This window comes from Actinoplanes sp. NPDC048988 (genome assembly GCF_043197815.1).
GTDB lineage: Bacteria > Actinomycetota > Actinomycetes > Mycobacteriales > Micromonosporaceae > Actinoplanes.
Genome location: NZ_JBICTW010000008.1, coordinates 63,272 through 89,575, shown reverse-complemented (window position 1 = coordinate 89,575; position 26,304 = coordinate 63,272). Strand labels below are relative to the sequence as shown.

The following is a 26,304-nucleotide window of genomic DNA, read 5'->3' as shown; positions in this document are numbered from 1 at the left end:
AGAATCGGCGCATGCCTGAACCGGTGACACTGCGCGCGGTGCGCCCGGCCGATCTCGACACTTTCTTCGCGCACCAACAAGAGCCCGAGGCCGTCCGGCGGGCCAACTTCCCGGCCCGCGACCGCGACACCTTCCACACCCACTGGACCGAGCGGATCCTCGCCGACGAGGCCGTGACGGCCCGGACGGTCCTGTCCGGCGAGCGGATCGCCGGGAACGTGGTGTCGTGGTGGCAGGACGGCCGCCGGGAAGTCGGCTACTGGCTGGGGCAGGAGTTCTGGGGGCGGTCGATCGGCACCGGCGCCCTGCGCCTCTTCCTCGAGATCGAGACCACCAGGCCGCTGTACGGGACCACTGACGTCGGCAACCTGGCGTCGCGGCGTGTTCTGGAGCGTTGCGGCTTCGCCCACGTGGAGACGGCCGAGAACGACGGGCGGCGGTACGACCTGCTGGTGCTGGCCTGATCAGGACGTGGGGTCGTCGCCGCGGTCGAGGGCGTCCCAGGCCGTACGGGGGTCGACCGGGGTTTCCTCCGGCGTCTTGCGCCCGGCGGCCGCCAACGGCCCGGACCCCCCGCTCGGCCGCGCCGAGCTTCCCGGTTCGGGCGAGTGCGGCTGGGCCGGCTTACGTTCGTACCGTGCCGACATGCGTGACCACAGATGGCCCTGACGCGCGGCAGTGAGACCGCCGGCCGCGATGATCGCGCCGCCCAGAGCGCAGGCGACCGGCCAGAGCGTGGCCCCCGAACCGGCCTCGCCGACGTCCAGGCCGAGGCGGCCGGCGATCGCGCCGGCGATGACGCCCAGGCCGGCCAGGGTGAGCAGGACGCCGAGGCCGCGCCGCACCCAGCCGTGCGTGGCCAGCAGCGCGCCCGTGCCGGCCAGGGCGACCAGCGCCAGGCCGATCAGCCAGGGTTCCAGGTCGGCGCCGGTCTGCGGGGTGCGCACATCGGACATTCCCGGCCGGTGGACCACGTCGAGCGACCACGTGCGCGTCGCGCCGTAGGCGGCGAGACCGGCGCCGGCCAGGCAGGCGAGAAGGGACAGCAGGTAGGAACGGCGGTGGTTCATCGCGCGGCGCGCAGGGTTTCCGCTGAGGCGATCGCGGCCAGCACGGCGGCCGCCTTGTTGCGGGTCTCCTGCTCCTCGGCGGCCGGGTCGGAGTCGGCCACGATGCCGGCGCCGGCGCCCACGTAGGCCGTGCCGTCCTTGAGCAGAGCCGTCCGGATCGCGATGGCCATGTCCATGTCGCCGGCGAAGCCGAAGTAGCCGACCGTGCCGCCGTAGAGTCCGCGGCGGGTCGGCTCCAGCGACTCGATGATCTCCATGGCGCGGACCTTGGGGGCGCCGGACAGCGTGCCGGCCGGGAACGTCGCGGCCAGCGCGTCGAAGGCGCTCTGGTCGTCGCGGAGCTCGCCGGTGACCGTCGAGACGATGTGCATGACGTGGCTGTACCGCTCGATGCGGGCGAACTCGGGCACCTCGACCGTGCCCGGTTTGCAGACCCGGCCCAGGTCGTTGCGGCCCAGGTCGACCAGCATGACGTGCTCGGAGCGTTCCTTGGGGTCGGCCAGCAGCTCGGCCGCGAGCGCGTTGTCCTGCTCGGGGGTGGCGCCCCGCCAGCGGGTGCCGGCGATCGGGTGCAGCAGCGCGCGGCGCGTGCCGATGTCGGCGCTGACCTTCAGATGGGCCTCGGGCGACGAGCCGACGATGTCGAAACCGTCGAAGCGCAACAGGTACATGTACGGGCTCGGGTTGGTCGCCCGCAGCACCCGGTACACGTCGAGCGGGTTGGCGTCGGTCGGGCGCTCGAACCGCTGCGCCACCACGATCTGGAAGCACTCGCCGGCCCGGATCGCCTCCTTGGCCTCCCCGACGGCCTTCTGATATTCGCCGGGGGCGGTACGGCTGACCGGCTCCCCCGCCGGACGGCGCTCCACCGTGGAGATCATCGGCGGGGTCGGCCGGGACAGCGCGGTCGTCATCGCGTCGAGCCGGCCCACGGCCTGGTGGTACGCGGCCCGCCGGTCGGTCTCGGAGGCGCCGTCGGCCAGCACCGCGTTGGCGACCAGGATGGCCGAGCCGTCGTAGTGGTCGAGCACGACCAGGTCGGTCGCGAGCATCATGCCGAGCTCGGGCAGCGGCAGGTCGTCGCTCGCCGTGCGGGGCAGCCGCTCGAAGCGGCGCACCAGGTCGTAGCTGAGATAGCCGACCATGCCGCCGGTCAGCGGGGGCAGATCGCCGGCGGCCGGGCCGTCGGCCAGCGCGGCCACGGTTTCCCGCAGGGCCGTCACCGGATCACCATTGAGAGGTACGCCGGCGGGCGGCGCCCCGAGCCAGTGCGCCTCACCGTCGCGTTCGACCAGGGTGGCCGCGCTCCGGACCCCGACGAACGAGTACCGCGACCAGGCCGCGCCGGACGGGCCGGCGCCCTGCTCGGCCGACTCCAGCAGGAAGGTGCCGGGACCGCCGGCCAGCTTGGTGTAGACGCCGACCGGCGTCTCGCCGTCGGCCAGCAGCCGTCTGGTGATCGGGACGACCCTCTTGCCGGAACGCAGGAAGTCCGCTTCGCTGGGAAAGACCGCGCCGCTGGTCACTGGCCCGACACCTCGAGCTCGTCGAAGAAGCAGGTGTGCTCGCCCGTGTGGCAGGCGGCGCCGGTCTGCTCGACGGTCACCAGCAGGGCGTCGCCGTCGCAGTCGAGGGCCACGCTCTTGACGAACTGGTGGTGGCCGGAGGTGGCGCCCTTGACCCAGTACTCCTGGCGGCTGCGCGACCAATAGGTGGCGCGGCCGGTGGTCAGGGTGCGATGCAGCGCCTCGTCGTCCATCCACGCGAGCATGAGGACATCGCCGGTGCCGTGCTCGCGCACGATCGCCGCGACGAGGCCGTCGGGGGTGCGCTTGAGCCGGGCCGCGATGGCCGGGTCGAGATCGGTCGTGACTGCCACACGACGATTCTCCCCCATCGGCCGAACGGGCTTTTACGCAGCACGACGCGGCCCACGATCCGGGCACAGGGGGTGTGCCCGGCGGCGCGGAACGGTACCGTCGTCGTGCGCCGCGCCCAGCCAGGGCGCATCCGCCCTCCTCCTTCAGCGGCGGCGCGCGCAGTTCGACGGGAGTCTGAAAGCAATGGAGCCGACGTCCAGCCCCGACAACGCGCGGTCCAACCGCGGCCTGGCCCGCTTCTGGCCGGTGCACCGCGAAGGGGAGGACGAGGCCACCACCGCCGAATCGGCCGAGACGCCGGCCACCCATTCGAGTGAAACCGAGATGGTCGCGCTCGGCTCCCGCCGCCAGCCGGAAACGCCCGACAGCCCGCCCACGTCGCCGCCGTCCGCGCGGGAGGAGAGCGACAAGCCGGCCGAGGAGCCCCAGCCGCCGCGGCCGGCGCCCGGCAACGGCCCGATCCCGTCCGGCAACAGTCCGATCCCGTCGGCCCGGCCCGAGTCGGCGCGGCCGGCGGCCACGCCGCCGCTGCCCGTTCCCGGTGGTCAGCACGGTCTGCCCGATCGGGATACTGATCACTCCGAGGCCTCTGAGCGCGAGGACGGTGCCGCCCCGGCCGTAGAGTCCGCTCGGACCAACCCCTGGGACCGCGACCCCGCCACCTTCGGCGGGTTCGGTCTCGGCGGCCGCAACGGCCGGATGCTGTTCGGCGGGCACAACCCGCTCGAGCCGCGTCCCGCCGGCCTCAACGGGCACAGCCACGGCGAGACGAACGGCCGCGCCTCTACTGTGGATGGCCGCGAGCAGGTGGACGAGAACGACGAGAACGGGCGTGATGACATGAACGGACGCATCCCGACGACGGGCGAGAACGGGTCGGCGCCCGTCTCCGGCCCCACGGGGGCGACCGGGGCCACCGGCTGGGCGTCCGTGCCCACCTCCAAGCACCCGACCGTCACGCCGACCTCGGGCGCGCCGGTCTCCGGGGCGCCTGTCTCGGGCGCGCCGGTCTCCTCGGCCCCGGTCTCGCCGGCGCTGGGCTCCACGGGACCGGGCTCCACCGGCCCCGCTTCCAACGGCCTGAGCCCCAACGGGCTGGGCTCCAACGGGCTGAGCCCCAACGGCCTGGGCTCCAACGGCCTGGGCTCCAACGGCCTGGGCTCGACGGGGCTCGGTTCCTCGAGCCTCGGCTTCGGTGGCAACTACGGTGAGCCCGCGTCCTACACGCCCGCGCTGCCCGACCCGGAGGCCGGCCCGGTCTCGGGTGTCCCGGCCCCGCGCGCGGCCTCGGCCAGCATTCCGGTGCCGGCCGCCCCGCCCTCGAAATCGCCGGTGACGTTCAGCGGCGACCTGACCGCCAAGACCGTCGACGAGGAGCCGGCCCCGCTGCCGCGCCGCTCGGCCAGCCTCGAGGACGCCGAGCCGGCCCGCCGCGGCCGTCGCGCCGCCCCCGACGAGCCCGGCGACGAGCAGCAGGAGGAGGCGCCGCTGCGCCCGGGCGACGTGGCCGAGGGCAACATCGCGTTCTGGGACGAGGACGCGGTCCGTCACTTCCGCGCCGCCTGGCACGAGGTGAAGGCCGAATTCGTCGACGATCCCGAGGCCGCCCTGACCCGCGCTCACGACCTGCTCACCGACGCGGTCAACGAGCTCACCGAGGCCCTGCTGGCCGAGCGGGACGAGCTCGATCCGCTGCGCGGCAACAAGAGCCCCGACACCGAGAGCATGCGCATGGCCATGCGCGGCTACCGCGAGTTCCTGGACCGCATCCTGGCTCTCTGACCCGTTTCGCCCGAAGCCGCCGCCCTCGCGAGAGGGTGGCGGCTTTTTGTCATTTACGGCGCCGCAGAATTCATCTAGCGTTGAACTCAACACGCGTTGAATAACTGGAGGGCACCGTGATCGAAGTACGTGATCTTGTGATCGAGCGGGGCAAACGAGAGGTTCTGCGCGGCATCACGTGCACCGTTCCGACCGGGCGGGTGACCGGGTTGCTCGGGCCCAGTGGCAGCGGGAAGACCACGCTGATCAGGGCGATCGTCGGGGTGCAGATCGTCAAGTCGGGGTCGGTGACGGTGTTCGGGAAGCCGGCCGGCAGCGCGGGGCTGCGGCGCACGGTCGGCTACGTGACGCAGGCGCCGAGCGTCTACGCCGATCTGACCGTGCGGGAGAACGTGCGCTACTTCGCCGCCCTCTACGGGCTCGGCGCGGCCGAGGCGTCGCGGGCCATCGACGACGTGGGGCTCAAGGACGCGGCCGGGCAGCTGGTCGGGAACCTCTCCGGCGGTCAGCGGAGCCGGGCCTCGCTGGCCTGCGCCCTGATCGGCACGCCGCGGCTGCTCGTGCTGGACGAGCCGACCGTGGGGCTCGATCCGGTGCTGCGGGCCGACCTGTGGGGCAAGTTCCACGCGCTCGCCGCCGCCGGCACGACGCTGCTGGTCTCGAGCCACGTGATGGACGAGGCCGGGCGCTGCGACCGGCTGCTGCTGATCCGCGAGGGCGAGCTGATCGGCGACGACACCCCCGCCGCGATCCGCGAGCGGGCCGGCACGGACGACCTTGAGGAGGCTTTCCTCCGGCGCATCCGAGAGCGGGTGACGGCATGATCCTGCTGGCGACCTCGGTGCGGATCCTGCGCCAGCTGCGGCACGATCGGCGGACGGTGGCCCTGCTCATCGTGGTGCCGGTGCTGCTGCTGACCCTGATCTACTTCATGTACGACGGCGCCGGGAACACGTTCGACCGGATCGCGCTGACCATGCTCGGCATCTTCCCGTTCGTGATCATGTTTCTGGTGACCAGCATCGCGATGCTGCGGGAGCGGACCACCGGCACCCTGGAGCGGCTGCTGACCACGCCGATGGGCAGATTGGACCTGCTTTTCGGGTACGGCCTCGCGTTCGGCCTCGCCGCCGCCGTCCAAGGCGCGGTGGCCACCGGTGCGGCGTACTGGCTGCTCGGCCTGACGACCACCGGCAGCGCCGGGCTCGTCGTGGTGGTCGCCGTGCTCAACGCCGTACTCGGGGTGGCCCTGGGTTTGTTCTGCAGTGCCTTCGCCCGTACGGAGTTCCAGGCCGTACAGTTCCTTCCGGTGGTCGTCGTGCCGCAGATCCTGCTGTGCGGGCTGTTCGTGCCGCGCGAGCAGATGGCCGGCTGGCTCGAGGCGATCAGCAACGCGCTGCCGCTGACCTACGCGGTCGACGCGCTCCTGCAGGTCGGGCGGTACGCCGAGCCGACCGGCGAGATGTGGTGGGATCTGGTGATCGTCACGGGCGCGGCCGTGGTCGCGCTCGTCCTGGCCGCCGCGACCCTGCGACGGCGGACTGCTTAGGAGCTTTCTTGGTACACAGGAGCGGGCGGCGCCCCGGCAATCAGGACACCCGGGCGTCCATCCTTCAGGCCGCCCGGTCCTGTTTCGCCGAGAAGGGGTACGACAAGGCGTCGATCCGCTCGATCGCGGCCGAGGCCGGGGTCGATCCGGCGCTGGTGCACCACTACTTCGGCACCAAGGAGAAGCTTTTCCTGGCCGCCCTGAACGCGCCGGTCAACCCGGGCGAGCTGATCCCGCAGGCCCTGGCCGGGCCGCGTGAGCAGGCCGGCGAGCGGCTGGTGCGGATGGCCCTGTCGGTGTGGGACTCGCCGGCCGGCGCGGCCGCGCTGGCCGTCTTCCGCTCGGCGCTGAGCAACGAGTGGACGGCGCGGCTGCTGCGCGAGTTCGTGGTCACCCAGATCCTGCGCCGGGCGGTGACCGAGCTGGTGGCCGACCAGCAAGAGGCGCCGATGCGCTCGGCGCTGGTCGCCACCCAGATCGCCGGCCTCATGGTCACCCGCTACGTGCTGCGGATCGAGCCGCTGGCCAGCGCCGAGCCCGCACTGCTGGCGGCGATGATCGGGCCGAACGTCCAGCGCTTCCTGACCGAGCCGCTCAGTCTCCGCAGCGGTGGCACAGCACCGGGTGCAGCAGATGAGCCAGATCGTGGCGGTCGGTGACCGGGCGCGGGAAGGCGAGACGGGCCAGCTTGTCGTCGAGGCGGACCATGAAGCCGTACCGGTCCATCCGTACGACCTGGGGCTCGGCCTGGGGCTGGGACGTCGAGCCGAGCTGGCGGCGCACGTAGGCGCTCATCTCGGCCTCGTGGTGGTCGATCAGGTCGGCGATCAGGTCGAACTCGATGCGGCAGAGCGGGTCGGCGGTGGCCTCGGCCCAGTCGTCGACGTCCACGTCGACCAGGTTCTCGTTGCGCTCGTACCGCACCTCGGCCACGTCCATCCGGTGCAGGACCTGACCGGCGCCGACGTCGAGCAGGTCGCCCGAGGCGTCCACGTCGGCGTAGTCGAGCGCCGCGGCCCGGGCTTCGTCGCCCTCGAGGAGGGTGGCCCAGCCGGAGATCCACACCCGGCCCAGGGCGGGCGAGCCGGCCATCGGCGGCACGTCGGAGATGTCGAGCACCATCGCGGTGTCGTCGTTGCCCTCCTGCGGCACGAGGGCCGCGGCGAAGGCGCCGTCGCGGGGCGACAGCAGCAGCACACGGCCGTTGGCGTCGGTGACGTGCCGGACGGGCAGGGGGCCCGGGCGGCACGCGATGTGCGCGACGCCGGGCAGGTGGCCGGCGGCGAGCGTACGCGCGATCTCGGCGTGAGTGGGCTGCATGGTGTGGACCTCCGGGCACCGGTTAGGCTTGCCTTAGTAAGGTGAGGCTAACCGTAGCATCGGCGTTTTAGAAACTCAGCCTCAAGCGCAAGTGACCCTCGGAGACTTCATGAACAACTCCCGACCCAAGGCCAAGCTCTCGCGGGCGCTCGGCATCCCGCTGACGCCGAAGTGCGTGAAGTACTTCGAGAAGCGGCCCTTCCCGCCGGGCGTGCACGGCCGTAGCCGTCGCAAGGCCTCGGACTACCAGGTCCGTCTGCTCGAGAAGCAGCGCCTGCGCCACCAGTACAACATCAGCGAGTCGCAGATGCGCCGCGCGTACGACGACGCCCACCGGGCCGAGGGCAAGACCGGCGAGACCATGGTCAGCCTGCTCGAGCGCCGCCTGGACGCCGTGGTGACCCGGGCCGGCCTGGCCCGCACGGTCTACCAGGCCCGCCAGCTCGTCGTGCACGGCCACTTCACCGTGGACGGCAAGAAGGTCGACCGCCCCGGCTACCGGCTCAAGCCGGGCCAGGTCGTCGAGGTGCGCGAGAGCAGCCGGCAGAAGCCGCCGTTCCAGCTCGCCGCGGCCGGCGCCCACGTCGACGGCCCGACCCCGCCGTACCTCTCCACGGTGCTGGAGGACCTGCGCACGACCGTGATCGCCATCCCCCAGCGGTCCGAGATCCGCGTCCAGTGCGACGAGCAGCTGGTAGTCGAGTTCTACGCGCGTTAACTCTGGCTCCGCTTCGCTCCGCGGGCGATCGCCTTGTAACCGCTGAGATGGCAGGCAGTTTTCCGCCACCGCAAACCCCGCGGCGTCGAAAAACCGACTGCCATCTCACCGGCGGCGATCGCGATCAACGAGTTTGTTCGAGCCAGCTCGCGTAGAGCTTCGCGTAGATGGAGCCTTCCTGCTGTACGAGTTCGGAGTGCGGGCCGCGTTGGACGACGCGGCCCGCGTCCACCACGATCACCTCGTCCGCGGCCTGGGCCGTGGACAGGCGGTGTGCGATCGCCACCGTCGTCCGGCCCCTGGTCACGGTGTCGAGGGCGTGTTGCAGCCGCACCTCGGTGGCCGGGTCGACCGCGCTGGTCGCCTCGTCCAGGACCAGCAGGTCGGGATCGGCCACGTACGCCCGGACCAGCGCCACCAGCTGCCGCTCCCCCACGCTGAGCGCCTCGCCGCGCTCGCCCACCGGGGTCTCGAGCCCGCCCGGCAGCCCGTCCAGCCAGTCCTTGAGCCCCAGCTCGACGAAGGCCGTCTCCAGCTGCTCGTCGGTGAGCGACGGCTCGGCGAACCGGATGTTCTCGGCCACTGTCGCGTCGAACAGGAAGCCGTCCTGCGGCACCATCACCACGCGTGAGCGCAGCGACGAGAACCGCACCGAGGTCAGCGGCGTCCCCGACAGCAGGACCTCGCCCTCGGCCGGGTCCATCAGCCGGGTGAGCAGCTTGGCGAAGGTCGTCTTGCCGCTGCCGGTCTCGCCGACGACCGCCACCTTCGTCCGGGCCGGGATCTCCAGGTCGACGTCGTGCAACACGACCGGGCCGCCCGGATAGCGGAACGAGACGTCGTCGAAGCGTACGGACAGAGGCCCGACCGGAAGCGCGACGCCGACGTCGTCCGGGTCGGCCACGTCCGGGCTCAGGTCGAGCACGTCGAGGACGCGGCGCCAGCCGGCCACCGCGTTCTGGGCCTCGTTGAGCATGTCGGTGGCGATCTGCACGGGCTGGATGAACAGCGTCACCAGGAACAGGAAGGCGGTCAGCCGGCCCACCGTGAGGCCGCCGTCCTCGCCGATCAGCACACCCACCACGACCACGGCGGCCAGGGCCAGGCCGGCGCCGATCTCGCCGCTGGAGAAGCTGGTCACGCTCGTCTTGAGCGCGCGCTGTTGCGCCCGCTGCAGACCGGAGATCGAGTCGTCCAGCCGCTTCTCGGTGCGCCCGGCCACGCCGTACGCCCGAATCACCAGCGCGCCCACGACGCTCTCGGCGACCGCGCCCAGCATGACGCCGGTGCGCTCGCGCACCGCGGCGTAGACCGAGGCCAGCCGCTTCTGGAAGAGCCGGATGATCGCGACCGAGGGGCCGAAGGCGAGCAGGACGACGATGGTGAGCTGCCAGGAGTAGACGAACATGACGATCGTCGAGACCAGCAGCTGGCCCGAGGCGAGCAGCAACTGCACGCCGCCGGTCTGCAGGAACTGCGAGATCTGGTCGACGTCGCTGGTCACCCGGGACACCATGGTGCCGCGCCGCTCGGACTGCTGGTGCAGCATCGACAGGTCGTGGATGTGCCGGAACGTGCGCGAGCGCAGGCCGCCGAGGGCGGTCTCGCTGACCGTGAACAGCCGCCGGGTCATCAGGTAACCGGCCAGCGTCGAGATCATCAGGGCGACGAAGGTGACGGCGACGACGCCGACGACGTACTGGAGGTCGGGACCGCCGGCGCCGCGGATGCCGTGGTCGATGCCCTGCTGGACCGCGATGGGCACGGCCACCCGGCCGCCCATCTGCACGAGGGCGAGCGCGATCGTCCCGCCGAGCCCGGGCCGCAGTTCCGGGGAGAGCGCCAGCCCGCGCTTGATCGTCGCGAAGGTACCGGTGCTCATGACGCCTCGACCCTTTCGGCCTTCTCGTACGCGGTCACGAGATCCGCGTAGCCCTGATGGCCGGCCAGGAGCTCGGCGTGCGTGCCGGTGGCGACGACCTTGCCCTGCTCGAGGTAGACGACCTCGTCGGCCAGCGCGATGGTGGCCCGCCGGTAGGCGACGACCAGGATGGACGCGCCGGCGTCGCGGCCGCGCAGCGCGGCCAGGATGTCGGCCTCGACCCGCGGGTCGACCGCGCTGGTGGCGTCGTCCAGCACCAGCAGCCTCGGCTTGCCCGCGAGCGCGCGGGCCAGCGTGATCCGCTGCCGTTGGCCGCCGGAGAGCGACGTGCCGCGTTCCCCGACCGCCGTGTCCAGCTCGTCCGGGAGATTTCCGACGAACTTGTCAGCCTGCGCGAGTTCCAGCGCCCACCTGACCGCCTGGTCGGAGATTTCCGGGCGGTCGAGCGTGATGTTGCCGCGGATGGTGTCGTCGAAGATGAACGGGATCTGCGGCACGAGGGCTTCCGCCCGCGCGAGCGCCGCCTCGCTGAGCGACGGCAGGTCGATGTCGTCGAGGACGATCCGCCCGGCCACCGGATCCGTCAGGCGCACCGCGAGCGAGGCGATGGTCGACTTGCCGGAGCCGGTGGCGCCGACCAGGGCCACCGTCTTGCCCCGGGGCACCGAGAACGAGACGTCGCGCAGGACCAGCGGGCCGTCGCCGTACCGAAAGTCGACCTTGTCGAATCGCAGCTCGGCGGCCCCCTCGGCGTCGGCGGTCCGGTCCCCGTACGCCAAATCACCCGTCGCCGAAAGGACGGCCTGGACCCGCTCCCAGCCGGCCACGCTGCGCGGCAGCTCCGCCACCACCCACCCGATCGCGCGGACCGGGAAGGCCAGGACGGTGAAGAGGAAACTGACGGTGACCAGCTCGGTCACGGTGATCGCGCCGGACTGCAGGCGCCAGGCGCCGAGCAGCAGCACCGCGAGGGTGCCCAGGCTGGGCAGCGCGTCCATCAGCGGGTCGAACAGGCCACGCAGCCGGCCCACCGAGATCAGCGCGTCGCGCAGCTCGGCCACGAAGACCCCGAACCGGCGCGACTCGTCGGCCTCGCGGCCCATCGTCTTGACGACCAGCGCGCCGTCGAAGCTCTCGTGGGCGACCGCGCTGACCTTGGCCCGCATCCGCTGGGCCCGGATCTGCCGCGGCGACATGGCCCGCGAATAGACGAAGTTCAGCCCGAACAGCGCCGGGAAGAGCGTGACGCCGACCAGTGCCAGCACCGGATCGGTGAAGAACAGCGCGACCACCGCCGCCACGATCATCACGATCGTGCCGACCGCGAACGGCAGCGGCGCGATCGGCACGAAGGCGGCCTCGACGTCGGAGTTCGCGTTCGACAGCAGCGTGCCGGTGGCGTGGCGCTGATGCCAGGCCGGCGGCAGCGAGAGATAACGGCTGGTCACGGCGCGGCGATAGCGGGCCTGGAGGCGGAACTGCATGAAGCCGGCGCCCAGGCGGCGGCCGAAGACGCTGACCACGCGCAGTCCGCTCAGGCCCAGGAAGACGGCGGCGATCAGCGCGAGCTCACCCGTGCCGGCCTTCCCGCTGCTGAACGCGGGCACGACGACATGGCCGATGACGTAGCCCACCACGTACGAGTTCGCGATGACCAGAAGGCCGAAGACGCTGCTGCCGACGACTCCGACGGTGAACAGGCGCGGTTCGGTCCGAATCGCCTGTCCCAGCACGCGCAGTCCCCGTCCCAGCACATCGCGGCTGGTCCTGCTGCTCAATGTCCTACCTGACTGGTAAGTGTTCGCCGGGGTATCCGGCCTTACATCCCCATCCTGCCGAACGGGCGCCGTTCGTTCACAGGTACGACAATGTGTCTACGATCACGTTCGTGACCGCCTATGCCCGACGCGAACGTCAACTTCTCGCCGACCTGCTGCTGTCGCTCGGGCCGGACCAGCCGACCCTGTGCGAGGGATGGACGACCCGCGATCTCGCGGCCCATCTCGTGGTACGTGATCGGCGGCCCGACGCCTCGGCCGGGATCCTGCTTCCGCCTCTGCACGGTCACGGTGAACGCGTGCGCCTGGCCAAGGCTTCCCAGCCGTACCAAAACGTGATCTCCGAACTGCGAACGCCGCCCTGGTGGAGCCCGGTCTCCAACCCGCTGCTGGACGAGGTGACGAACGTCGTCGAGTTCTTCGTGCACCATGAGGACGCGCGGCGGGCGCAGCCGTCGTGGGACGTCCGCCCGCTTGATCAGGGTGAGGAAGCGGCGCTCTGGAAGGCCGTGCGGATGACCGGCCGGCTGGCGCTGCGGCGGGCGCGCATCGGCGCCTCCGTTCGTTCGGAGGGCTTCGGCTCCTTCACCGTGGGCGATTCCTCGGCCGTTCTGTCCGGTCCGCCCGGGGAGATCGCACTCTTCCTCACCGGGCGCAAGGACGCCGCTCAGGTCTCCCTGTCGGGCGACGCCGACCGGCTCCGGAACGCCTCTCTCGGGCTCTGATTGGCCCAACCGATCGGAGCTTGATTGGCCTACGCGGGCGAGCCAATTCCGGCCTACGGTCATCGGCATGAAGCTTTCCGTGGCTCAGGGCACCGCCCTCAGCGTCGGTGCCGTGCTCGGCACCGGCGTGATCTCCCTGCCCGCCCTGGCCGCTGACGTGGCCGGCCCCGCCTCGCTGGTCGCCTGGGCCGCCCTGATCGTGCTCTCGGCGCCGCTGGCCTGGACCTTCGCGGCGCTCGGGGCCCGACATCCGGACGCCGGCGGTGTCTCCACCTTCGTCCGGCTGGCCTTCGGGCCACGCGCCGCCGCGGCCGTCGGGTGGTGCTTCTTCTTCGCGGTACCGCTCGGCGCGCCGGCCGCCGCCGCGTTCGCGGGCGGCTACGTGGCCGACGTGATCGGGGGCGGCCGGGCCACGGTGATCGGCACCTTCCTGGTCGTCGTCGGCACGGTCGCGGCGATGAACTGGTTCGGGCTGCGGGTCTCCGGCCGGGCTCAACTCGCCCTCACCGGCACGCTGGCCGTGCTGCTGCTCCTCACCGTGATCACCGCGCTGCCGCACGCGCGGTGGGGCAACCTGACGCCGTTCACGCCGCACGGCTGGGCCGGCGTCGGCACGGCCGTGGCCGTGCTCATCTGGGGCTTCGCCGGCTGGGAAGCGGTGTCGTCGCTGTCCGGGCAATATCGCGATCCGCGGCGCGACGTTCCGCGGGCCACGGCGATCGCGGTCATGGTGGTCGGCGGGCTCTACCTGGCCGTGGCCGTCACCAGCGTGCTGGTTCTCGGGCCGGCGCTCGGCGACAGCCAGGCGCCGCTGGCCGACCTGCTCGCGGCCGGGGTGGGCGGGCCGGTGCGCGCGCTCACGGCGGTCGTGGCGCTGCTGCTGACGGCCGGGGCGGTGAACGCGTACTTCGCCGGGTCGTCGCAGCTCGGGGCGGCGCTGGCCCGTGACGGGGCACTGCCGGCGCGGCCGTTCGGCACACCGCGCAAGGCGCTGCTGGCCGTGCTGATCGGCAGTCTGGTGTCGATCGCGCTGCCGATCGACCTGCACACGATGATGCTGCTGGTCACCGGGTGCTTCACGCTGGTCTACGTGATCGGCACGGCGGCCGCGGTCAAGCTGCTGGCCGGGCGGCAGCGGGTCGTGGCCGCGGTGGCGTTCGTGGCGGTGGTCGCCCTGCTCGGGCTGACCGGGCCGCCGGCGCTGCTCAGCCTGGTCGTCGCGGCGGGCGCGATCGCGTATCAGGCGTGGCGGGCCAAGATCCCGGCCAGACGCGCGATCCCCTCGCCGATCAGTGACGGGTCGGCCGCGCCGAACCCGAACACGAGACCGGTCTGCGCCGTGGACTCGTCGGCGGAGTAGGTGCGCAGGTCGTCGAGGCCGATCCCGGCCCGCGCGGCCGCCCTGGTCACCGCCGTCGAGTCGGCGGCGGTGAGCGCGGCCAGGTGCAGGCCGGCGGCGGACGGGATGACGTCGAGCCCGGCGGCGCCGCGCAAGGCGCTGACCAGCCGCCGGTGCCGCACGGCGTAGGCCTTGCCGGCCTTGCGCACGTGGCGGGCCAGCAGGCCGTCGTCGATGAAGCGGGCCAGCGCGGCCTGCACGGCGGGCTGACCGTGCCCGTCGCCCATCTGCCGCGCCGCCACCAGCGCGTCGCGCAGGCCGGGCGGGGTGAGCAGGAAGCCGGTGCGCAGCGACGGGAGCATGCTCTTGGAGAACGTGCCGGCGTACAGCACCCGGCCCGCGGTGTCGAGGCTGTACAGCGGCTCCAGCGGGCGGGACAGGAAACGGAACTCGCTGTCGTAGTCGTCCTCGACGATGGCCACCGAGCGGCGGCCGGCCCAGTCGAGCAGCTCGCGGCGGCGGCCCGCGCTCATCGCCCGGCCGAGCGGGAACTGGTGCGACGGCGTCGTGTAGACCAATGTGGACGCGGCCGGGAGGGCCGAGACGACCAGGCCCTCGCCGTCGACCGGTACTCCGGCCACCCGCGCGCCGAGCGAGGCGAACAGGCGCCGGGCCGGCGGGTATCCCGGGTCCTCGACGGCGACCACGTCGCCCGGCGTGATCAGGACCCGGCCGATCAGGTCCAGGGCGTGCTGCGTCCCGTTGGTGATCACCATGTCGGCCGCGCTCGCCCGCACGCCCCGGGCCACGCCCAGATATCGCGCGATGGCCGCACGCAGGGCCGGGTGGCCGGACGGCTCGGCGTACGTGCCCAGGCTGTTGGCCCGCAGCCGGGTCTCGGCGACGAGCAGGCGCCGCCAGGCCTCGAACGGGAAGAGGCCGGCGTCCGGGATACCGACCCGGAAGTCGTAGCGCGGCGGCGGCGCGCCCCCGCTCGTCGGCAACGGCGCGAAGGCCCAGCCCTTTCGCGGCGCCAGCGCCCCGGCCTCGCGCCGCGACGCCGGCCGGGGCCGCTGGTAGGCGACGAAGGTGCCCGCACCCACCTGGGCCGACAGGTATCCCTCGGCGGCCAGCCGTTCGTAGGCGCCGGCCACGCTGCCCCGCGCGATCCCCAGGTCGGCGGCGAGGACCCGGGTCGCCGGAAGCCGGGAGCCCACGGGCAACCGGCCGTCCACAACGGCCTCCCGGAGGGCCCGGTACACGGCGGCGGTCTTGTTCCCGCCGGGCGGAATGATCAGATCCACCAGCCCATTTTGAGGCCCCGATATGGCCCATACGATATGTCGCCCTCTCGTGACCCTCCGTATACAGTTAGTGAAGCTTGTCAATATCACGGGGCCGAGAGAGGAAGAGCATGGCGAACAGACGCATGTTGGTCGCGGGCGTGCTCGCCGCGATCACCGCGGCCGCGACGGCCACCCCGGCCGCGGCCGCCGCCACCGGCGAGATCCGCCTGGACGGCACGGCGAACGCGGTGCCCGGCAGCTACATCGTGGTCCTCAAGGCCGGCGCCAAATCACCGGCGGCCCTGACCAAGAGCTTCGGCGGCCAGGTGCGGCAGAGCTTCGGCACGATCAACGCGTACGAGGCCGGCCTCACCGCGTACCAGGCCAAGCGTCTCGCGGCGAGCCCCGACGTCGAGTACGTCGAGCAGAACCAGACGGTCTCGCTGCTGGCCACGCAGGCCAACGCGACCTGGGGCCTCGACCGCATCGACCAGCGCAACCGCCCGCTGAGCACCACCTACTCGTACACGACGACGGGCTCGGGCGTCACCGCGTACATCATCGACACCGGCATCAAGTACACGCACAGCGACTTCGGCGGCCGGGCGTCGTACGGCTACGACGCGGTCGGCTCCGGCGGCGTCGACTGCAACGGCCACGGCACGCACGTGGCGGGCACGGTCGGCGGCACCACGTACGGCGTCGCCAAGCAGGTCCGCCTGGTCGGCGTCCGCGTGCTGAACTGTTCGGGCAGCGGCACCACGGCCGGCGTCATCGCCGGCGTCAACTGGGTCACCACCAACGCGGTCAAGCCGGCCGTGGCCAACATGAGCCTCGGCGGCGGCGTCAGCAGCACCCTCGACAGCGCCGTCTCCCGGTCGATCACCTCGGGCGTCACCTACGCCCTGGCCGCCGGCAACTCCAACGCGAACGCCTGCAACTCCTCGCCGTCCCGGGTCGCCGCGGCCATCACCGTCGGCGCCACCACCAGCACCGACGCGCGCGCCAGCTACTCCAACTACGGCACCTGCCTCGACCTGTTCGCCCCCGGCTCGTCGATCACCTCGGACTGGTACACATCGAACACCGCCACCAACACGATCAGCGGCACGTCGATGGCCAGCCCGCACGTGGCCGGCGCGGCGGCCCGGGTCCTCTCCGGCAGCCCGAGCCTCACGCCCGCCCAGGTCCGCGACAGCCTCGTCAACGGCGCCACGCCCAATGTGGTCACGAGCCCCGGAACCGGCTCCCCGAACCGCCTGCTCTACCTGGCCCCATAAACCCTTCTCTTTCGTACGGATCGACGTCCGGCCCGCGTGCCAAGCGCGGGCCGGAGTCGTGCGCGACAGGGAATGCAGTACATATCCTGCGTTGGGTGACCATGGAATCGCGGACAGTGCCTAGCCTGTGGCACAACCGCGAGTTCAATCTCCTGTGGACAAGTCAGACTTTGTCCGACCTGGGGGCGACCATCGCCCAGCTCGCCGTCCCGCTGCTCGTGCTCGAGGTGACCGGCTCGCCCGTGCAGGCCGGCGCGGTCGGCACCGCGGCCCAGGTCGCCAAGCTCGCCTGCCGACTGCCGGCCGGGGTCCTGGCCGACCAGATCAACCGCCGCACGGCGCTGCTGGCCTGCGACGTCGTCCGGCTGATCGCCTTCGCCGCGCTGGCCGTCGCCGTCGTCACCGGGCACGCCAACCTGGCCACGATCATCGTGGTGGCGGTGATCGACGCGGTCTGCGGAGCGTTCTTCAACACCACCGAGCACGCGGCCCTGCGCAGCCTCGTTTCCGAGCCGCACCTGCCGGCGGCGGTGGCCCGCAACGAGGCCCGCAGCTACGGCGCCTCGCTCGCCGGCCCCCCGCTCGGCGGCCTGCTCTTCGGCATCACCCACGCCCTGCCCTTCGTGGGCAACGCGGTGTCGTACCTGGCCTCGCTCCTCGGAGTGGCCCTGATCCGCAAGCCCATGCAGACCTCGCGGGAACGGCCCGGCAGCCACCTCGCGGCCCTGACCGAGGGACTCCGGTTCGTCTTCACCAACCCGTTCCTGCGGTCGGTGCTGATCATCGCGGCGCCGCTGAACTTCGCCCTGACCGGAACGATCTTCACCATCATCGTGACGCTCCAGGACCACGGCACCGCGCCCGGCGTCATCGGCCTGACCGAGACGATCGTCGGCGTGGGCGGGCTGCTCGGCGCCCTGGCCGCGCCGGCGCTGTGCCGCTGGCTGCCGTTCGCGAGGCTGATCCGCTCGCTGTGCTGGGCCGCCTTCGCCCTGCTGGCGGTGAGCGCGCTCCCGCAGATCGGGGTCGCCACGGCCGCGCCGGTCGCGGCGGCGGTCTTCGCCGGCCCCGCCTGCAACGCGGCGCTCTTCGCCCACCAGGCCGCGATCACCCCGGACGTCCTGCAGGGCCGCGTCCTCAGCGTCATCTTCATGGCCGCGATGTCCGCCGCCGCGGCCGCGCCCATCCTGGCCGGCTTCCTCGTCACCACCGGCGGCGCCCGCCTCGCCATCCTGGTCTTCGCCGCCGCCGTCGCCGTCTCGGCGGTCACGGCCACGCTCGCCCCCGCTCTGCGCTCTCTCAGTTACTCGCCGGTTTCACGCTGTGAGACGACCTCGTCTCCCGATCGATAGACTCGAAGTGAGGCGCCGCGCCACTAGCCCTCCCGCCCCGTCACCAATACTCTGCGGTAACAAGCAAGTTAAATCCCCCGTTCCTGCACTTGAAGGCGGCGCCGATGGCTCTCGAGGTCCCCTACCGGTCGATCCCCGACATGTTCTTCAAGCGGGTGGCCGCGACGCCGAACGGCCAGGCCTTCGCCGTGCCCAACGCCGATGACACCGGCATGGTCTGGCACACGTGGGCGCAGGTCGGCGAGCGGGCGACGGCGATCGCGGCGGGCCTGCGCGGACTGGGCGTGGGCCTCGAGGACCGGGTCGCCATCCTGTCCGGCACCCGGTTCGAGTGGGTCCTTGCCGACCTGGGCATCAACTGCGCGGGCGCCGCCACCACCACGGTCTACCCGACGACCGAGCCCGAGGACGCGAGCTACATCATCGCCGACTCCGACTCCAAGGTGCTGATCGCCGAGAACGCGAAGCAGGCGCTGAAGATCTCCGGCGTCGACACCGCGGTGACCCACGTGGTCCTCATCGACGGCCCGGCCGACGCCGGCGCCACCCCGCCCCAGCTGACGCTGACCGAGCTCGAGGAGCGCGGCGCCGTCGCCCTGCGCGACAACCCCCGGCTGATCGAGGAGGTCGTCGCCGCCATCGGCCCCGGCAACCTCGCCACGCTCATCTACACCTCCGGCACCACCGGCCGCCCCAAGGGCGTCCAGCTGCTGCACGCCGGCTGGACCTGGGAGGGCGTCGCCCAGCAGGGGCTCGGCCTGTTCGAGTCGACCGACCTGCAGTACCTGTGGCTGCCGCTGTCGCACTCGTTCGGCAAGACGCTGCTCTGCGGCATCATCCACGTGGGCGTGCCGACCTACGTCGACGGCCGCGTCGACAAGCTGGTCGACATGCTTTCGGTGGTCAAGCCGACGCTGATGTGCGCCGCCCCCCGCATCTTCGAAAAGGTCTACAACAAGACGGTCACCACGGCGCTGGAGGGCGGCGGGGCCAAGGCCAAGATCTTCCACTGGGCGGTCGGGGTCGGCAAGCAGAAGGTCGCGCTCGAGCAGGCCGGCAAGCCGCTGCCGGGCGGGCTCAAGCTCAAGTTCGCGGTGGCCGAGCGCCTGGTCTTCAGCAAGCTGCAGGCCAAGCTCGGCGGGCGCCTGCGCGTGCTGGTCAGCGGCTCGGCCCCGCTCAGCCGCGACATCGCCGAGTTCTTCGCCGCCGCCAACCTGCCGATCATGGAAGGCTACGGCCTCACCGAGAGCAGCGCGGCCAACTTCGTCAACCGCCTCGACAAGCTCAAGATCGGCACGGTCGGCCTGCCCCTGGGCGACCTCGAGTGCCGCATCGACACCGACGGCGAGGTGCTGCTGCGCGGCGCCCCCGTCATGCGCGGCTACCACAACCTGCCCAAGGAGACGGAGGAGGCGTTCACCTCCGACGGCTTCCTGCGCACCGGCGACATCGGCGAGATCGACGCCGACGGCTTCCTGCGGGTCACCGACCGCAAGAAAGACCTGGTCAAGACGTCCGGCGGCAAGTACATCGCGCCGTCCGCCATCGAGGGCATGTTCAAGGCGGTCTGCCCGTACACGTCGCAGGCGGTCGTCATCGGCCAGGCCCGCAACTTCGTCACCATGCTGATCTCGCTCGACGAGGACGCCATCAAGGGCTGGGCCGCCAGCGGCCCGCTGTCGGGCCGGAGCTACCAGGACATCTGCTGCGCGCCCGAGACCCAGCAGCTGATCGACGGCTACGTCCAGGAGCTCAACGGCAAGCTCAACCGCTGGGAGACCATCAAGAAGTTCGCGATCCTCCCCCGCGACCTGAGCATCGAGGCCGGCGAGATCACCCCGTCGATGAAGATCAAGCGGCGCTCGGTCGAGACCAACTTCGCCGAGCAGATCGACCAGATGTACGCGGGTTCGCTCGCTCAGATCTGACCCTCAGAGCTCCTTGTTGGGGCGGATGTCGACGCTCATCGCCGCGAGGGCGGCCGGATCGGCCAGTTGGTCGATCCGGCCGATCCGGTCACCTTCGAAAGTGAAGACGAAGGCGACGCGGACCTGACCGCCGACCGCCCAGACCAGGCCCGGCTCGCCGTCGAGGAACGCGAGGCGCGCCGACTGGGCGCCGCCGTTGAAGCGGCCGGCCACCTCGTTCGCGCCGGTCAGCACGGCGGTCGCCCCGATCCGCACGGCCTCGGGGTCGGCCCGCAGGACCACTCCCGGGTCGAGCAGGGTGAGCAGGGCGCCGAAGTCACCGGCCCGGGCGGCCACCAGGAAAGCGCTCACCACGGCCCGCCGCCGGTCGGTGCCGTCGTCGTCCGGTACGGGCTCCCCCCGCACCCGCCGCCGGGCGCGGCTGGCCAGCTGGCGCGCGGCCGCCGGCGTACAACCGACGATCTCGGCGATCTCCGGGAAAGGCACGGCGAACATGTCGTGCAGCACGAAGGCCAGCCGCTCGCTCGGGCCGAGCGTGTCGAGCACGAGGAGCAGCGCCGGCCCGATCGCGTCGGCGAGGAGCGCCTGCTGCTCGGGGCCGGGCTCGTCGTCGTACGCCGAAGTGGGAAGGTCGGTGGGATCCTCCCGCCGCGCGGCCCGGGAACGCAGCATGTCCAGGCACACCCGGGAGACCACGGTGGTCAGCCAGCCGGTCAGGTTCCCGACGTCGCTGGTGTCGCTGCGGCTCAGCCGCACCCAGGTCTCCTGCACCGCGTCGTCGGCCTCGTCGGCCGAGCCGAGCATCCGCTGGGCGACGGCCCGCAGATGCGCGCGGTCGGCCTCGAAGCGCTCCGCCAGCAGATCCAGTTCGCTCATCGTCACACCTCTCGTTCGGCACCCGTCATACGTTGTGACGGGCCGCCCCGGTCCGCTGTGACAGACATCGTTACCTGCTCACCGAGGAGAAGCCATGCCCATCCGTACGATCACCATCCCGGTCAAGGACCTCACCGCGGCGAAGGCGCTCTACACGGCGTTGCTCGGCACGGAGCCCTACATGGACCAGCCGTACTACGTGGGCTTCCGCCCGTCGGGCGCCCCCGAGATCGGCCTGAACCCGCACGGCGACGTGGCCGCGGGCCCGATCACGTACTACCACGTGGACGACATCGAGGCGACCACCACGACCCTGACCGCCGCGGGTGCCACGGTCGAGCAGCCGGCCAAGGACGTCGGCGGCGGCGGCCTGACCGCCACCCTCCGCGACGCCGACGGCAACCTGTTCGGCCTCTTCCAGGGCACAGCCGAGTAACCCGCACCGAGGGGCGCCGCACCGGCGGCGCCCCTGAGGGCTGATAGAAAGAGCCGAGTCGAGGAGGACCGCGATGGCCGAGGAACCCCGTTCGCCGGTGGAGCGCAAGGCCGATGTGCTGGCGAAACTCAGTGCGCCGGTCGCCGACGCGTGGGTGGCCACCGCCGACGGTGACGAGCCCTACCTGGTTCCGCTGACCGTCGCGTGGTTCGAGGAGCGGGTTCTGCTCGCCACCGACACGCGGTCGCCGACCGGGCGCAACCTCGCCGCGCACGGGCGGGCCCGGGTCGCCCTCGGCGGGACCCGCGATGTGGTTCTCATCGATGCCGTGCTGGAGAGGACGATTCCGGTTGGCGAGTCCGGGCCGGCCGGGGAGGCCTATGCCGCCCAGAACGACTGGGATCCGCGTACGGCCGGGGACTCCTACGCCTTTCTCGTCCTGCGGCCGGAGCGCGTTCAGGCCTGGCGGGAGGTGAACGAGCTGGCCGGCCGCACCCTCATGCGCGACGGCGCCTGGCTGGTCTGACCGTTCGTCAGGCAATGACTGTCGGGGAGCGCCAGGACGGGGCTGTGGCGTGGTCCAGGTCGTGGCGGACGGTGGCTATCCGGCGTACGGCCTCGATCAGGTCCTCGGCGGGGAGGGTGAACGGGAGGCGCAGGAAGCGTTCCAGGGTGCCGTCCAAGCCGAAGCGGGGGCCGGGGGCCAGGCGGACGCCGACGTCCTCGGCGGCCCGGGACAGGGCGCTGGAGATCGGGCCGTCGAGTTCGGCCCACAGGCAGACGCCGCCGGCGGGCAGCACGAAGCTCCACTCCGGCAGTGCCGTTCGCAGGGCTGTGACCAGGGCGTCACGCTGCTGGCGGAGCTCCTCGCGGCGCGCCTTGACGATCTGGGTGGCCTGGTGCATGAGGCGGACGGCCACCAGCTGCTCCAGGACGGGGCTGGCCATGTCGACGCCGACGCGGATCGCGGCCAGTCGCTGCACGAGCGGGGCCGACGCGCGCACCCAGCCGATGCGCAGGCCACCCCAGTACGCCTTGCTCATGCCGCCGATCGACACGACCCGGCTGTGGCGGTCGAAGACGGCCACCGGCGGCGGCATCTCCTGGTCGTCCAGCGGCAGGTCGACGAAGGACTCGTCGACGATCAGCTCGGTGCCCGTCGCGTGGGCCGTGGCCACCAGGCGTTCCCGCAGGTCGGCGGCCATCAGGTGGCTGGTCGGGTTGTGGAACTCGGGAATCACGTACGAGACCCGGGGCCTGGTCTGGCGCAGCGCGCCCAGCAGCATCTCGCCGTCCCAGCCGGTGGCCGTGTCGAGGCCGTGGGTGCTGAGGCGGGCGCGGCGGGCCGACAGCGCGGCCAGCGCGTTCGGATAGGTGGGCGCCTCGACCAGCACCGGCGACCCGGCCGGCACCGACAGGCGCAACACCAGGTCGAGGGCCTGCTGGGTGCCGCCGGTGATGAGGATCTGCTCGGCCGTCGTGGGCACGCCCCGCTCGGAGTAACCGGCGGCCACCGCCTCGCGCAGCTCCCCCAGGCCGGTCGGGTGGTAGCCGGCGCTGCCCAGGTAGCGCGGCAGATCGGAAGCGGCATCGTGCGCGGCCGTCACCAGCTCGGCGGGCGCGGCCGAGGCGGCGACCCCCAGGTCGATCATGTCGTGGTCGTCGCCGGCGGCCCACAGGCCGGACGGGGCGACCCGATGCCCGTTGGGCAGGGTGGTCCAGCTTCCCGCACCCCTCCGGCTGGTCAGATGGCCACTCTCCCGGAGGGTGCGGTACGCGGCGGAGACCGTCGTCCGGCTCACGGCGAGCGCCTCCGCCAGTTCGCGTTCGGCCGGCATCCGCACGCCCAGAGGCAACCGCCCATCGGCCAGCAGACCGCGCACGGCACCGGCCAGCGCGGCGTAGTCGGGACTGCGGTGGCGGCCCGGCAATGAATGCCACTGGCCCAGCAGCCGGGCCAATTGGCCCCCGCGAATTGTCGTCGTCATGGCCACCTCCGGCGGATTGGCACTTCAGTTTCCTACAATTGGCCCCCAGACTGGCACTCGTGCAACCACGTGGCAACCGAGATCGTCGTCTCACCCGCCGAACCGTCCAGCTCTTCACCGGCCTCGTCCTGTACGGCGTCAGCATGGCCTTCATGGTCGAGTCGGCGCTCGGGCTCAACCCGTGGGACGTCTTCCACCAGGGCCTGACCGAGGTCACCGGCATCAGCTTCGGCTGGATCGTCATCCTGGTCGGCGTTCCGGTGCTGCTCCTGTGGATCCCGCTGCGGCAGCGCCCCGGCTTCGGCACGGTGGCCAACCTGGTGGTGGTCGGCTTCGCGGCCGACGGCGCCCTGGCGGTGCTCGGTGAGGGCGGCACGATCCCGGCCCGGATCGGCTACCTGGTCGGCGGCATCCTGCTGAACGGGCTGGCCACCGGCCTGTACATCGGGAGCCGCTTCGGGCCGGGCCCGCGCGACGGCCTCATGACGGGCATCGTGGGCAAGTTCCCGCGCCTGTCGATCCGGCTCGTGCGTACGTCAATCGAGGTCCTGGTCCTGATCGTCGGCTTCTTCCTCGGCGGTACGGTGGGGGTCGGCACCATCGCGTACGCGCTGGCCATCGGCCCTCTGGTGCAGCTGTTCCTGCCGTGGTGCACGGTCCGCGAGGGCGAGCCCCGGGCCGCCCTGGCCCATTGAGTGGCGTCACTCATCCGGGTTCATACACGCTCACTCACCTTAGGGTGATGTGTCCGTATTGGACCCCGCCTTCCCCCTAGCTGATTCGGTTTTGCAGGCCGTCCGTTGCATCACAGTCTTGTGATCATCACGACACATCCGCTTCCGAGTCCGGACCCGTCGCGGCATCATTGCCGCATGGGGGCGGGCAGCTGGCAGTGGAACGACGCTTGGATCTTCGTGTCCGCGGTCATCGCCGAGCGCCTCGAGCGCGACCGGGCGATACACGCGGCCCTACCGGTGACCGGCGCCAGCCTGGCCGACCTGCTGGCGGCAGCCGACTTCCTGCACCACAGCGTCCCCAGCCGGGCCGACCTGGAAGAATCGGTACGCCGCCTGGCCGGGGCCGGCTTGATCGTGGTCGAGGACGACTTGGTCGAGGTGGCGCCGGCAGGCGAACAGTTGTGGCGCACGAGACCGTTCAGCGGCCTGTCATCGGCGGTGATGACATTGCAGGCACAGCTCAACAGGGCCGCGACGCCGGGCGAGTCGGACTGGACACTGGACGAGCAGACATACGCGACGGCGGTCCGGGAGTACAGCATGAGGCTGGCGGACGGGCGCTGAGTTCGGCGGACCGCCTGACGCACACCGGCCTGTCGGACTGGTTCGCCACGGAGGGGGCGCGCGGGGTTGCGCTCGGGGCGGGACCCACGCCGACCGCTGCGGGAGCCTCCCTTACGCATACCGGCTGGCCAGGGCGGGTCTCCACGGGGCGGGAGCGCGGGGTTGCGCTCGGCGCCTGACTCACGCCGACCGCCGCGGGAATGCGCCCGGAGCCGCGCCACGCGTACCCGGCTGGCCAGGGCGGATCTCCACGGAGAGGGAGCGCGGGGTTGCGCTCAGACACCCGGCCCACGCACGCCGATCGGCCGGGCCGGTTCGCCACGGAGAGGGAGCGCGGGGTTGCGCTCGGACACCCGGCCCACACACGCCGATCAGCCGGACTGGTTCGCTACGGAGCGGCAGTGCGGGGTTGCGCTCGGACACCCGGCCCACACACGCCGATCAGCCGGACTGGTTCGCTACGGAGCGGCAGTGCGGGGCTGTTCTCGGACACCCGGCCCACGCACGCCGATCGGCCGGGCCGATGGCTGCGGGGTGCGCTCGGAGCCCCACCTAGGCATACCGATTCGGCGGGGCAGGTCCCCACGAAGCGGCAGCGCGGGGTTGCGCTCGAACTTCCGGCTCACGCTGGCCGGGCCTTTCTTTTGGTCTGTAGCGGATTGCCGTAAGTAACTTTGTAGCGCTCTCCTGGCGATTCATAGGCGGCTTATTGAAGTTGGCATGATCGACATTTATTTAGGATGGCTTCACCTGGCGCCCGGCGGGATAATTGGTCATGCGATTCCAGCAGATTGGCCTATTCTCGCGGAAGCAAATGGACGCCATGCGTGATCGCACGCGTGCGCCCAATTGGTCGCCTGGAAATGATGCGGAACGGAAGGAGCAGCAGCGGCGCCGAGCGTGGGGCCTTGCTCAGCGCCACGGGCTCAAGCTCTTCCGCCTGCGCATCGAGGAGCGCGACCGTCTGGCTCAGCAGGCCACCGAGGCTAAGTCGCCAGCGCCGGAACAGAGACGCGTCCCGCGGGCGGCGCCGCCAAAGATGCTGCCGCCCGCGCAAGCGCGACCGCAACCACGAGCAACGCCGACTGCACAATCGCGAGCAACGCCACCGAGACGACCAGCTCCGCAGTCGCGCCCAGCGAAGACACAACCGCATGCAGCCCTCTCAGCGCCACGACCAGCGAAGACCCGACCGCAAGCAGCTGCCCCAGCGCCACGACCAGCGAAGATCCAGCCGCAAGCAACTGCCCCAGCGCCACGACCAGCAAGGATCCAGCCGCAAGCAACTGCCCCAGCGCCACAACTAGCAAAGATCCAACCGCAAGCAACTCCATCAGAGCCACCGTCGCCGCGCCCAGCGCAACCGCAAGCAACGCCACGATCAGCGCAACCGCAACCATCGTCAACACGGCCACGACCAGCGCAACCGCGACAAACGTCAACAGGGCCGCGATCGCAACCAACGTCAACAGCGCCACCACCCGCGGAGACGCGGTCGCAGCCCATCCCACCAGCGCCGCGCCGAGTGCGACCGCAACTAGAAGATGACGCCACCGCGCCGCGCCAAGTGTGGCCGCGACGGCGAGCAAAGCCACCAGCGCGGCACCCAACAGCACCGCAACCGCCAGCAACACGACCAGCCCGGCACCCAACGACACTGCGGCCGCGAGCAACACGACCAGCCCGGACTCAACAGCACCGCAACCGCCAGCAACGCCACCAGCCCGGCACCCAACGACACTGCGGCCGCGAGCAACACGACCAGCCCGGACTCAACAGCACCGCAACCGCCAGCAACGCCACCAGCCCGGCAC

24 protein-coding genes and 1 pseudogene are annotated in these 26,304 nt (G+C 71.6%); 15 read left to right on the top strand and 10 right to left on the bottom strand.

Annotated features, from left to right (window positions below; genetic code table 11):
• Positions 1-11: 11 nt before the first annotated feature.
• Positions 12-464 carry a GNAT family N-acetyltransferase gene (locus ACGFJ7_RS25000; RefSeq protein ID WP_392644080.1) on the top strand — a complete coding sequence of 151 codons (453 nt, stop codon included), beginning with the start codon at positions 12-14 and terminating at the stop codon, positions 462-464.
• Here ACGFJ7_RS25000 and ACGFJ7_RS24995 read toward each other — a convergent pair whose 3' ends face one another.
• Genes ACGFJ7_RS24995 through hisI form a run of 3 tightly spaced genes read right to left on the bottom strand, consistent with a single transcriptional unit; the run spans position 465 to position 2,967 of the window.
• On the bottom strand, positions 465-1,070 hold the full coding sequence (locus ACGFJ7_RS24995; RefSeq protein ID WP_360253109.1) for a Trp biosynthesis-associated membrane protein: 606 nt from the start codon (positions 1,068-1,070) through the stop codon (positions 465-467).
• Positions 1,067-2,596: an anthranilate synthase component I gene (locus ACGFJ7_RS24990; RefSeq protein ID WP_392644078.1), complete on the bottom strand. Its 1,530-nt coding sequence runs from the start codon at positions 2,594-2,596 to the stop codon at positions 1,067-1,069. Before ACGFJ7_RS24990 ends, ACGFJ7_RS24995 begins: the two co-directional genes overlap by 4 nt.
• Entirely contained in the window at positions 2,593-2,967 is a 375-nt protein-coding gene (hisI, locus tag ACGFJ7_RS24985) for a phosphoribosyl-AMP cyclohydrolase (protein WP_360253105.1), read from the bottom strand. The genes ACGFJ7_RS24990 and hisI overlap by 4 nt, the downstream gene beginning before the upstream one ends.
• A gap of 166 nt (positions 2,968-3,133) precedes the next feature.
• Between hisI and ACGFJ7_RS24980 the strand changes: the two genes are divergently transcribed.
• The 4 genes from ACGFJ7_RS24980 to ACGFJ7_RS24965 all read left to right on the top strand — a co-directional run bounded on the left by ACGFJ7_RS24980 (position 3,134) and on the right by ACGFJ7_RS24965 (position 6,940).
• Complete coding sequence (locus ACGFJ7_RS24980) at positions 3,134-4,732, top strand: hypothetical protein (protein WP_360253103.1); 1,599 nt, start codon at positions 3,134-3,136, stop codon at positions 4,730-4,732.
• Between the two features lie 116 nt (positions 4,733-4,848).
• Positions 4,849-5,556: an ABC transporter ATP-binding protein gene (locus tag ACGFJ7_RS24975; RefSeq protein ID WP_392644076.1), complete on the top strand. Its 708-nt coding sequence runs from the start codon at positions 4,849-4,851 to the stop codon at positions 5,554-5,556.
• A complete protein-coding gene (locus ACGFJ7_RS24970; protein ID WP_360253101.1) occupies positions 5,553-6,281 on the top strand; it encodes an ABC transporter permease in 729 nt (242 codons plus the stop codon). Before ACGFJ7_RS24975 ends, ACGFJ7_RS24970 begins: the two co-directional genes overlap by 4 nt.
• An 8-nt stretch (positions 6,282-6,289) precedes the next feature.
• Entirely contained in the window at positions 6,290-6,940 is a 651-nt protein-coding gene (locus ACGFJ7_RS24965; RefSeq protein WP_392644074.1) for a TetR family transcriptional regulator, read from the top strand.
• On the opposite strand, the gene ACGFJ7_RS24960 is transcribed toward ACGFJ7_RS24965, so the two are convergent.
• Positions 6,876-7,601: a DUF2470 domain-containing protein gene (locus ACGFJ7_RS24960; RefSeq protein ID WP_392644072.1), complete on the bottom strand. Its 726-nt coding sequence runs from the start codon at positions 7,599-7,601 to the stop codon at positions 6,876-6,878. The two genes, ACGFJ7_RS24965 and ACGFJ7_RS24960, sit on opposite strands and share 65 nt — an antisense overlap.
• Before the next feature lie 109 nt (positions 7,602-7,710).
• Between ACGFJ7_RS24960 and rpsD the strand changes: the two genes are divergently transcribed.
• A complete protein-coding gene (gene rpsD / locus ACGFJ7_RS24955) occupies positions 7,711-8,319 on the top strand; it encodes a 30S ribosomal protein S4 (RefSeq protein ID WP_360253095.1) in 609 nt (202 codons plus the stop codon).
• A gap of 124 nt (positions 8,320-8,443) precedes the next feature.
• Here the strand turns inward: rpsD and ACGFJ7_RS24950 are convergent, their stop codons facing one another.
• Positions 8,444-10,201, bottom strand: a complete 1,758-nt coding sequence (locus ACGFJ7_RS24950) for an ABC transporter ATP-binding protein (RefSeq protein ID WP_360253093.1) — start codon at positions 10,199-10,201, stop codon at positions 8,444-8,446.
• Positions 10,198-11,979, bottom strand: a complete 1,782-nt coding sequence (locus ACGFJ7_RS24945; RefSeq protein ID WP_392644070.1) for an ABC transporter ATP-binding protein — start codon at positions 11,977-11,979, stop codon at positions 10,198-10,200. The genes ACGFJ7_RS24950 and ACGFJ7_RS24945 overlap by 4 nt, the downstream gene beginning before the upstream one ends.
• Before the next feature lie 110 nt (positions 11,980-12,089).
• On the opposite strand from ACGFJ7_RS24945, the gene ACGFJ7_RS24940 reads away from it, so the two are divergent.
• Together ACGFJ7_RS24940 and ACGFJ7_RS24935 are read left to right on the top strand one after the other, a co-directional pair.
• Complete coding sequence (locus ACGFJ7_RS24940) at positions 12,090-12,704, top strand: TIGR03085 family metal-binding protein (RefSeq protein ID WP_392644069.1); 615 nt, start codon at positions 12,090-12,092, stop codon at positions 12,702-12,704.
• A 67-nt stretch (positions 12,705-12,771) separates the two neighbouring features.
• A pseudogene (locus ACGFJ7_RS24935) lies at positions 12,772-13,803 on the top strand (APC family permease); the annotation flags it as partial.
• A gap of 140 nt (positions 13,804-13,943) precedes the next feature.
• On the opposite strand, the gene ACGFJ7_RS24930 reads toward ACGFJ7_RS24935, so the two are convergent.
• On the bottom strand, positions 13,944-15,347 hold the full coding sequence (locus ACGFJ7_RS24930) for a PLP-dependent aminotransferase family protein (protein WP_360253087.1): 1,404 nt from the start codon (positions 15,345-15,347) through the stop codon (positions 13,944-13,946).
• A 110-nt stretch (positions 15,348-15,457) separates the two neighbouring features.
• Here ACGFJ7_RS24930 and ACGFJ7_RS24925 point away from each other — a divergent pair, with 110 nt between their 5' ends.
• The 3 genes from ACGFJ7_RS24925 (at position 15,458) to ACGFJ7_RS24915 (ending at position 19,889) form a co-directional block, all read left to right on the top strand.
• Positions 15,458-16,609, top strand: coding sequence for a S8 family peptidase (locus ACGFJ7_RS24925; RefSeq protein WP_360253085.1), 1,152 nt, complete (start codon positions 15,458-15,460; stop codon positions 16,607-16,609).
• A 101-nt stretch (positions 16,610-16,710) separates the two neighbouring features.
• Positions 16,711-17,961, top strand: coding sequence for an MFS transporter (locus ACGFJ7_RS24920; RefSeq protein WP_360253180.1), 1,251 nt, complete (start codon positions 16,711-16,713; stop codon positions 17,959-17,961).
• Positions 17,962-18,065: 104 nt separating this feature from the next.
• Entirely contained in the window at positions 18,066-19,889 is a 1,824-nt protein-coding gene (locus ACGFJ7_RS24915; protein WP_360253083.1) for a long-chain fatty acid--CoA ligase, read from the top strand.
• A gap of 3 nt (positions 19,890-19,892) precedes the next feature.
• On the opposite strand, the gene ACGFJ7_RS24910 is transcribed toward ACGFJ7_RS24915, so the two are convergent.
• Positions 19,893-20,765: a sigma-70 family RNA polymerase sigma factor gene (locus ACGFJ7_RS24910; protein ID WP_360253081.1), complete on the bottom strand. Its 873-nt coding sequence runs from the start codon at positions 20,763-20,765 to the stop codon at positions 19,893-19,895.
• Between the two features lie 94 nt (positions 20,766-20,859).
• Between ACGFJ7_RS24910 and ACGFJ7_RS24905 the strand changes: the two genes are divergently transcribed.
• Together ACGFJ7_RS24905 and ACGFJ7_RS24900 are read left to right on the top strand one after the other, a co-directional pair.
• Entirely contained in the window at positions 20,860-21,201 is a 342-nt protein-coding gene (locus ACGFJ7_RS24905; protein ID WP_360253079.1) for a VOC family protein, read from the top strand.
• Between the two features lie 73 nt (positions 21,202-21,274).
• Positions 21,275-21,727 carry a pyridoxamine 5'-phosphate oxidase family protein gene (locus tag ACGFJ7_RS24900; protein WP_360253077.1) on the top strand — a complete coding sequence of 151 codons (453 nt, stop codon included), beginning with the start codon at positions 21,275-21,277 and terminating at the stop codon, positions 21,725-21,727.
• Positions 21,728-21,734: 7 nt separating this feature from the next.
• Here the strand turns inward: ACGFJ7_RS24900 and ACGFJ7_RS24895 are convergent, their stop codons facing one another.
• Positions 21,735-23,189 carry a PLP-dependent aminotransferase family protein gene (locus ACGFJ7_RS24895; RefSeq protein ID WP_392644067.1) on the bottom strand — a complete coding sequence of 485 codons (1,455 nt, stop codon included), beginning with the start codon at positions 23,187-23,189 and terminating at the stop codon, positions 21,735-21,737.
• A gap of 59 nt (positions 23,190-23,248) precedes the next feature.
• Between ACGFJ7_RS24895 and ACGFJ7_RS24890 the strand changes: the two genes are divergently transcribed.
• Positions 23,249-23,884, top strand: a complete 636-nt coding sequence (locus ACGFJ7_RS24890) for a YitT family protein (protein WP_392644065.1) — start codon at positions 23,249-23,251, stop codon at positions 23,882-23,884.
• A gap of 177 nt (positions 23,885-24,061) precedes the next feature.
• Positions 24,062-24,490 (top strand): hypothetical protein, encoded by a 429-nt coding sequence (locus tag ACGFJ7_RS24885; RefSeq protein WP_360253072.1) that lies wholly within the window; start codon positions 24,062-24,064, stop codon positions 24,488-24,490.
• Positions 24,491-25,476: 986 nt separating this feature from the next.
• Here ACGFJ7_RS24885 and ACGFJ7_RS24880 read toward each other — a convergent pair.
• Entirely contained in the window at positions 25,477-26,166 is a 690-nt protein-coding gene (locus ACGFJ7_RS24880) for a hypothetical protein (protein WP_392644064.1), read from the bottom strand.
• Between the last annotated feature and the right edge of the window lie 138 nt (positions 26,167-26,304).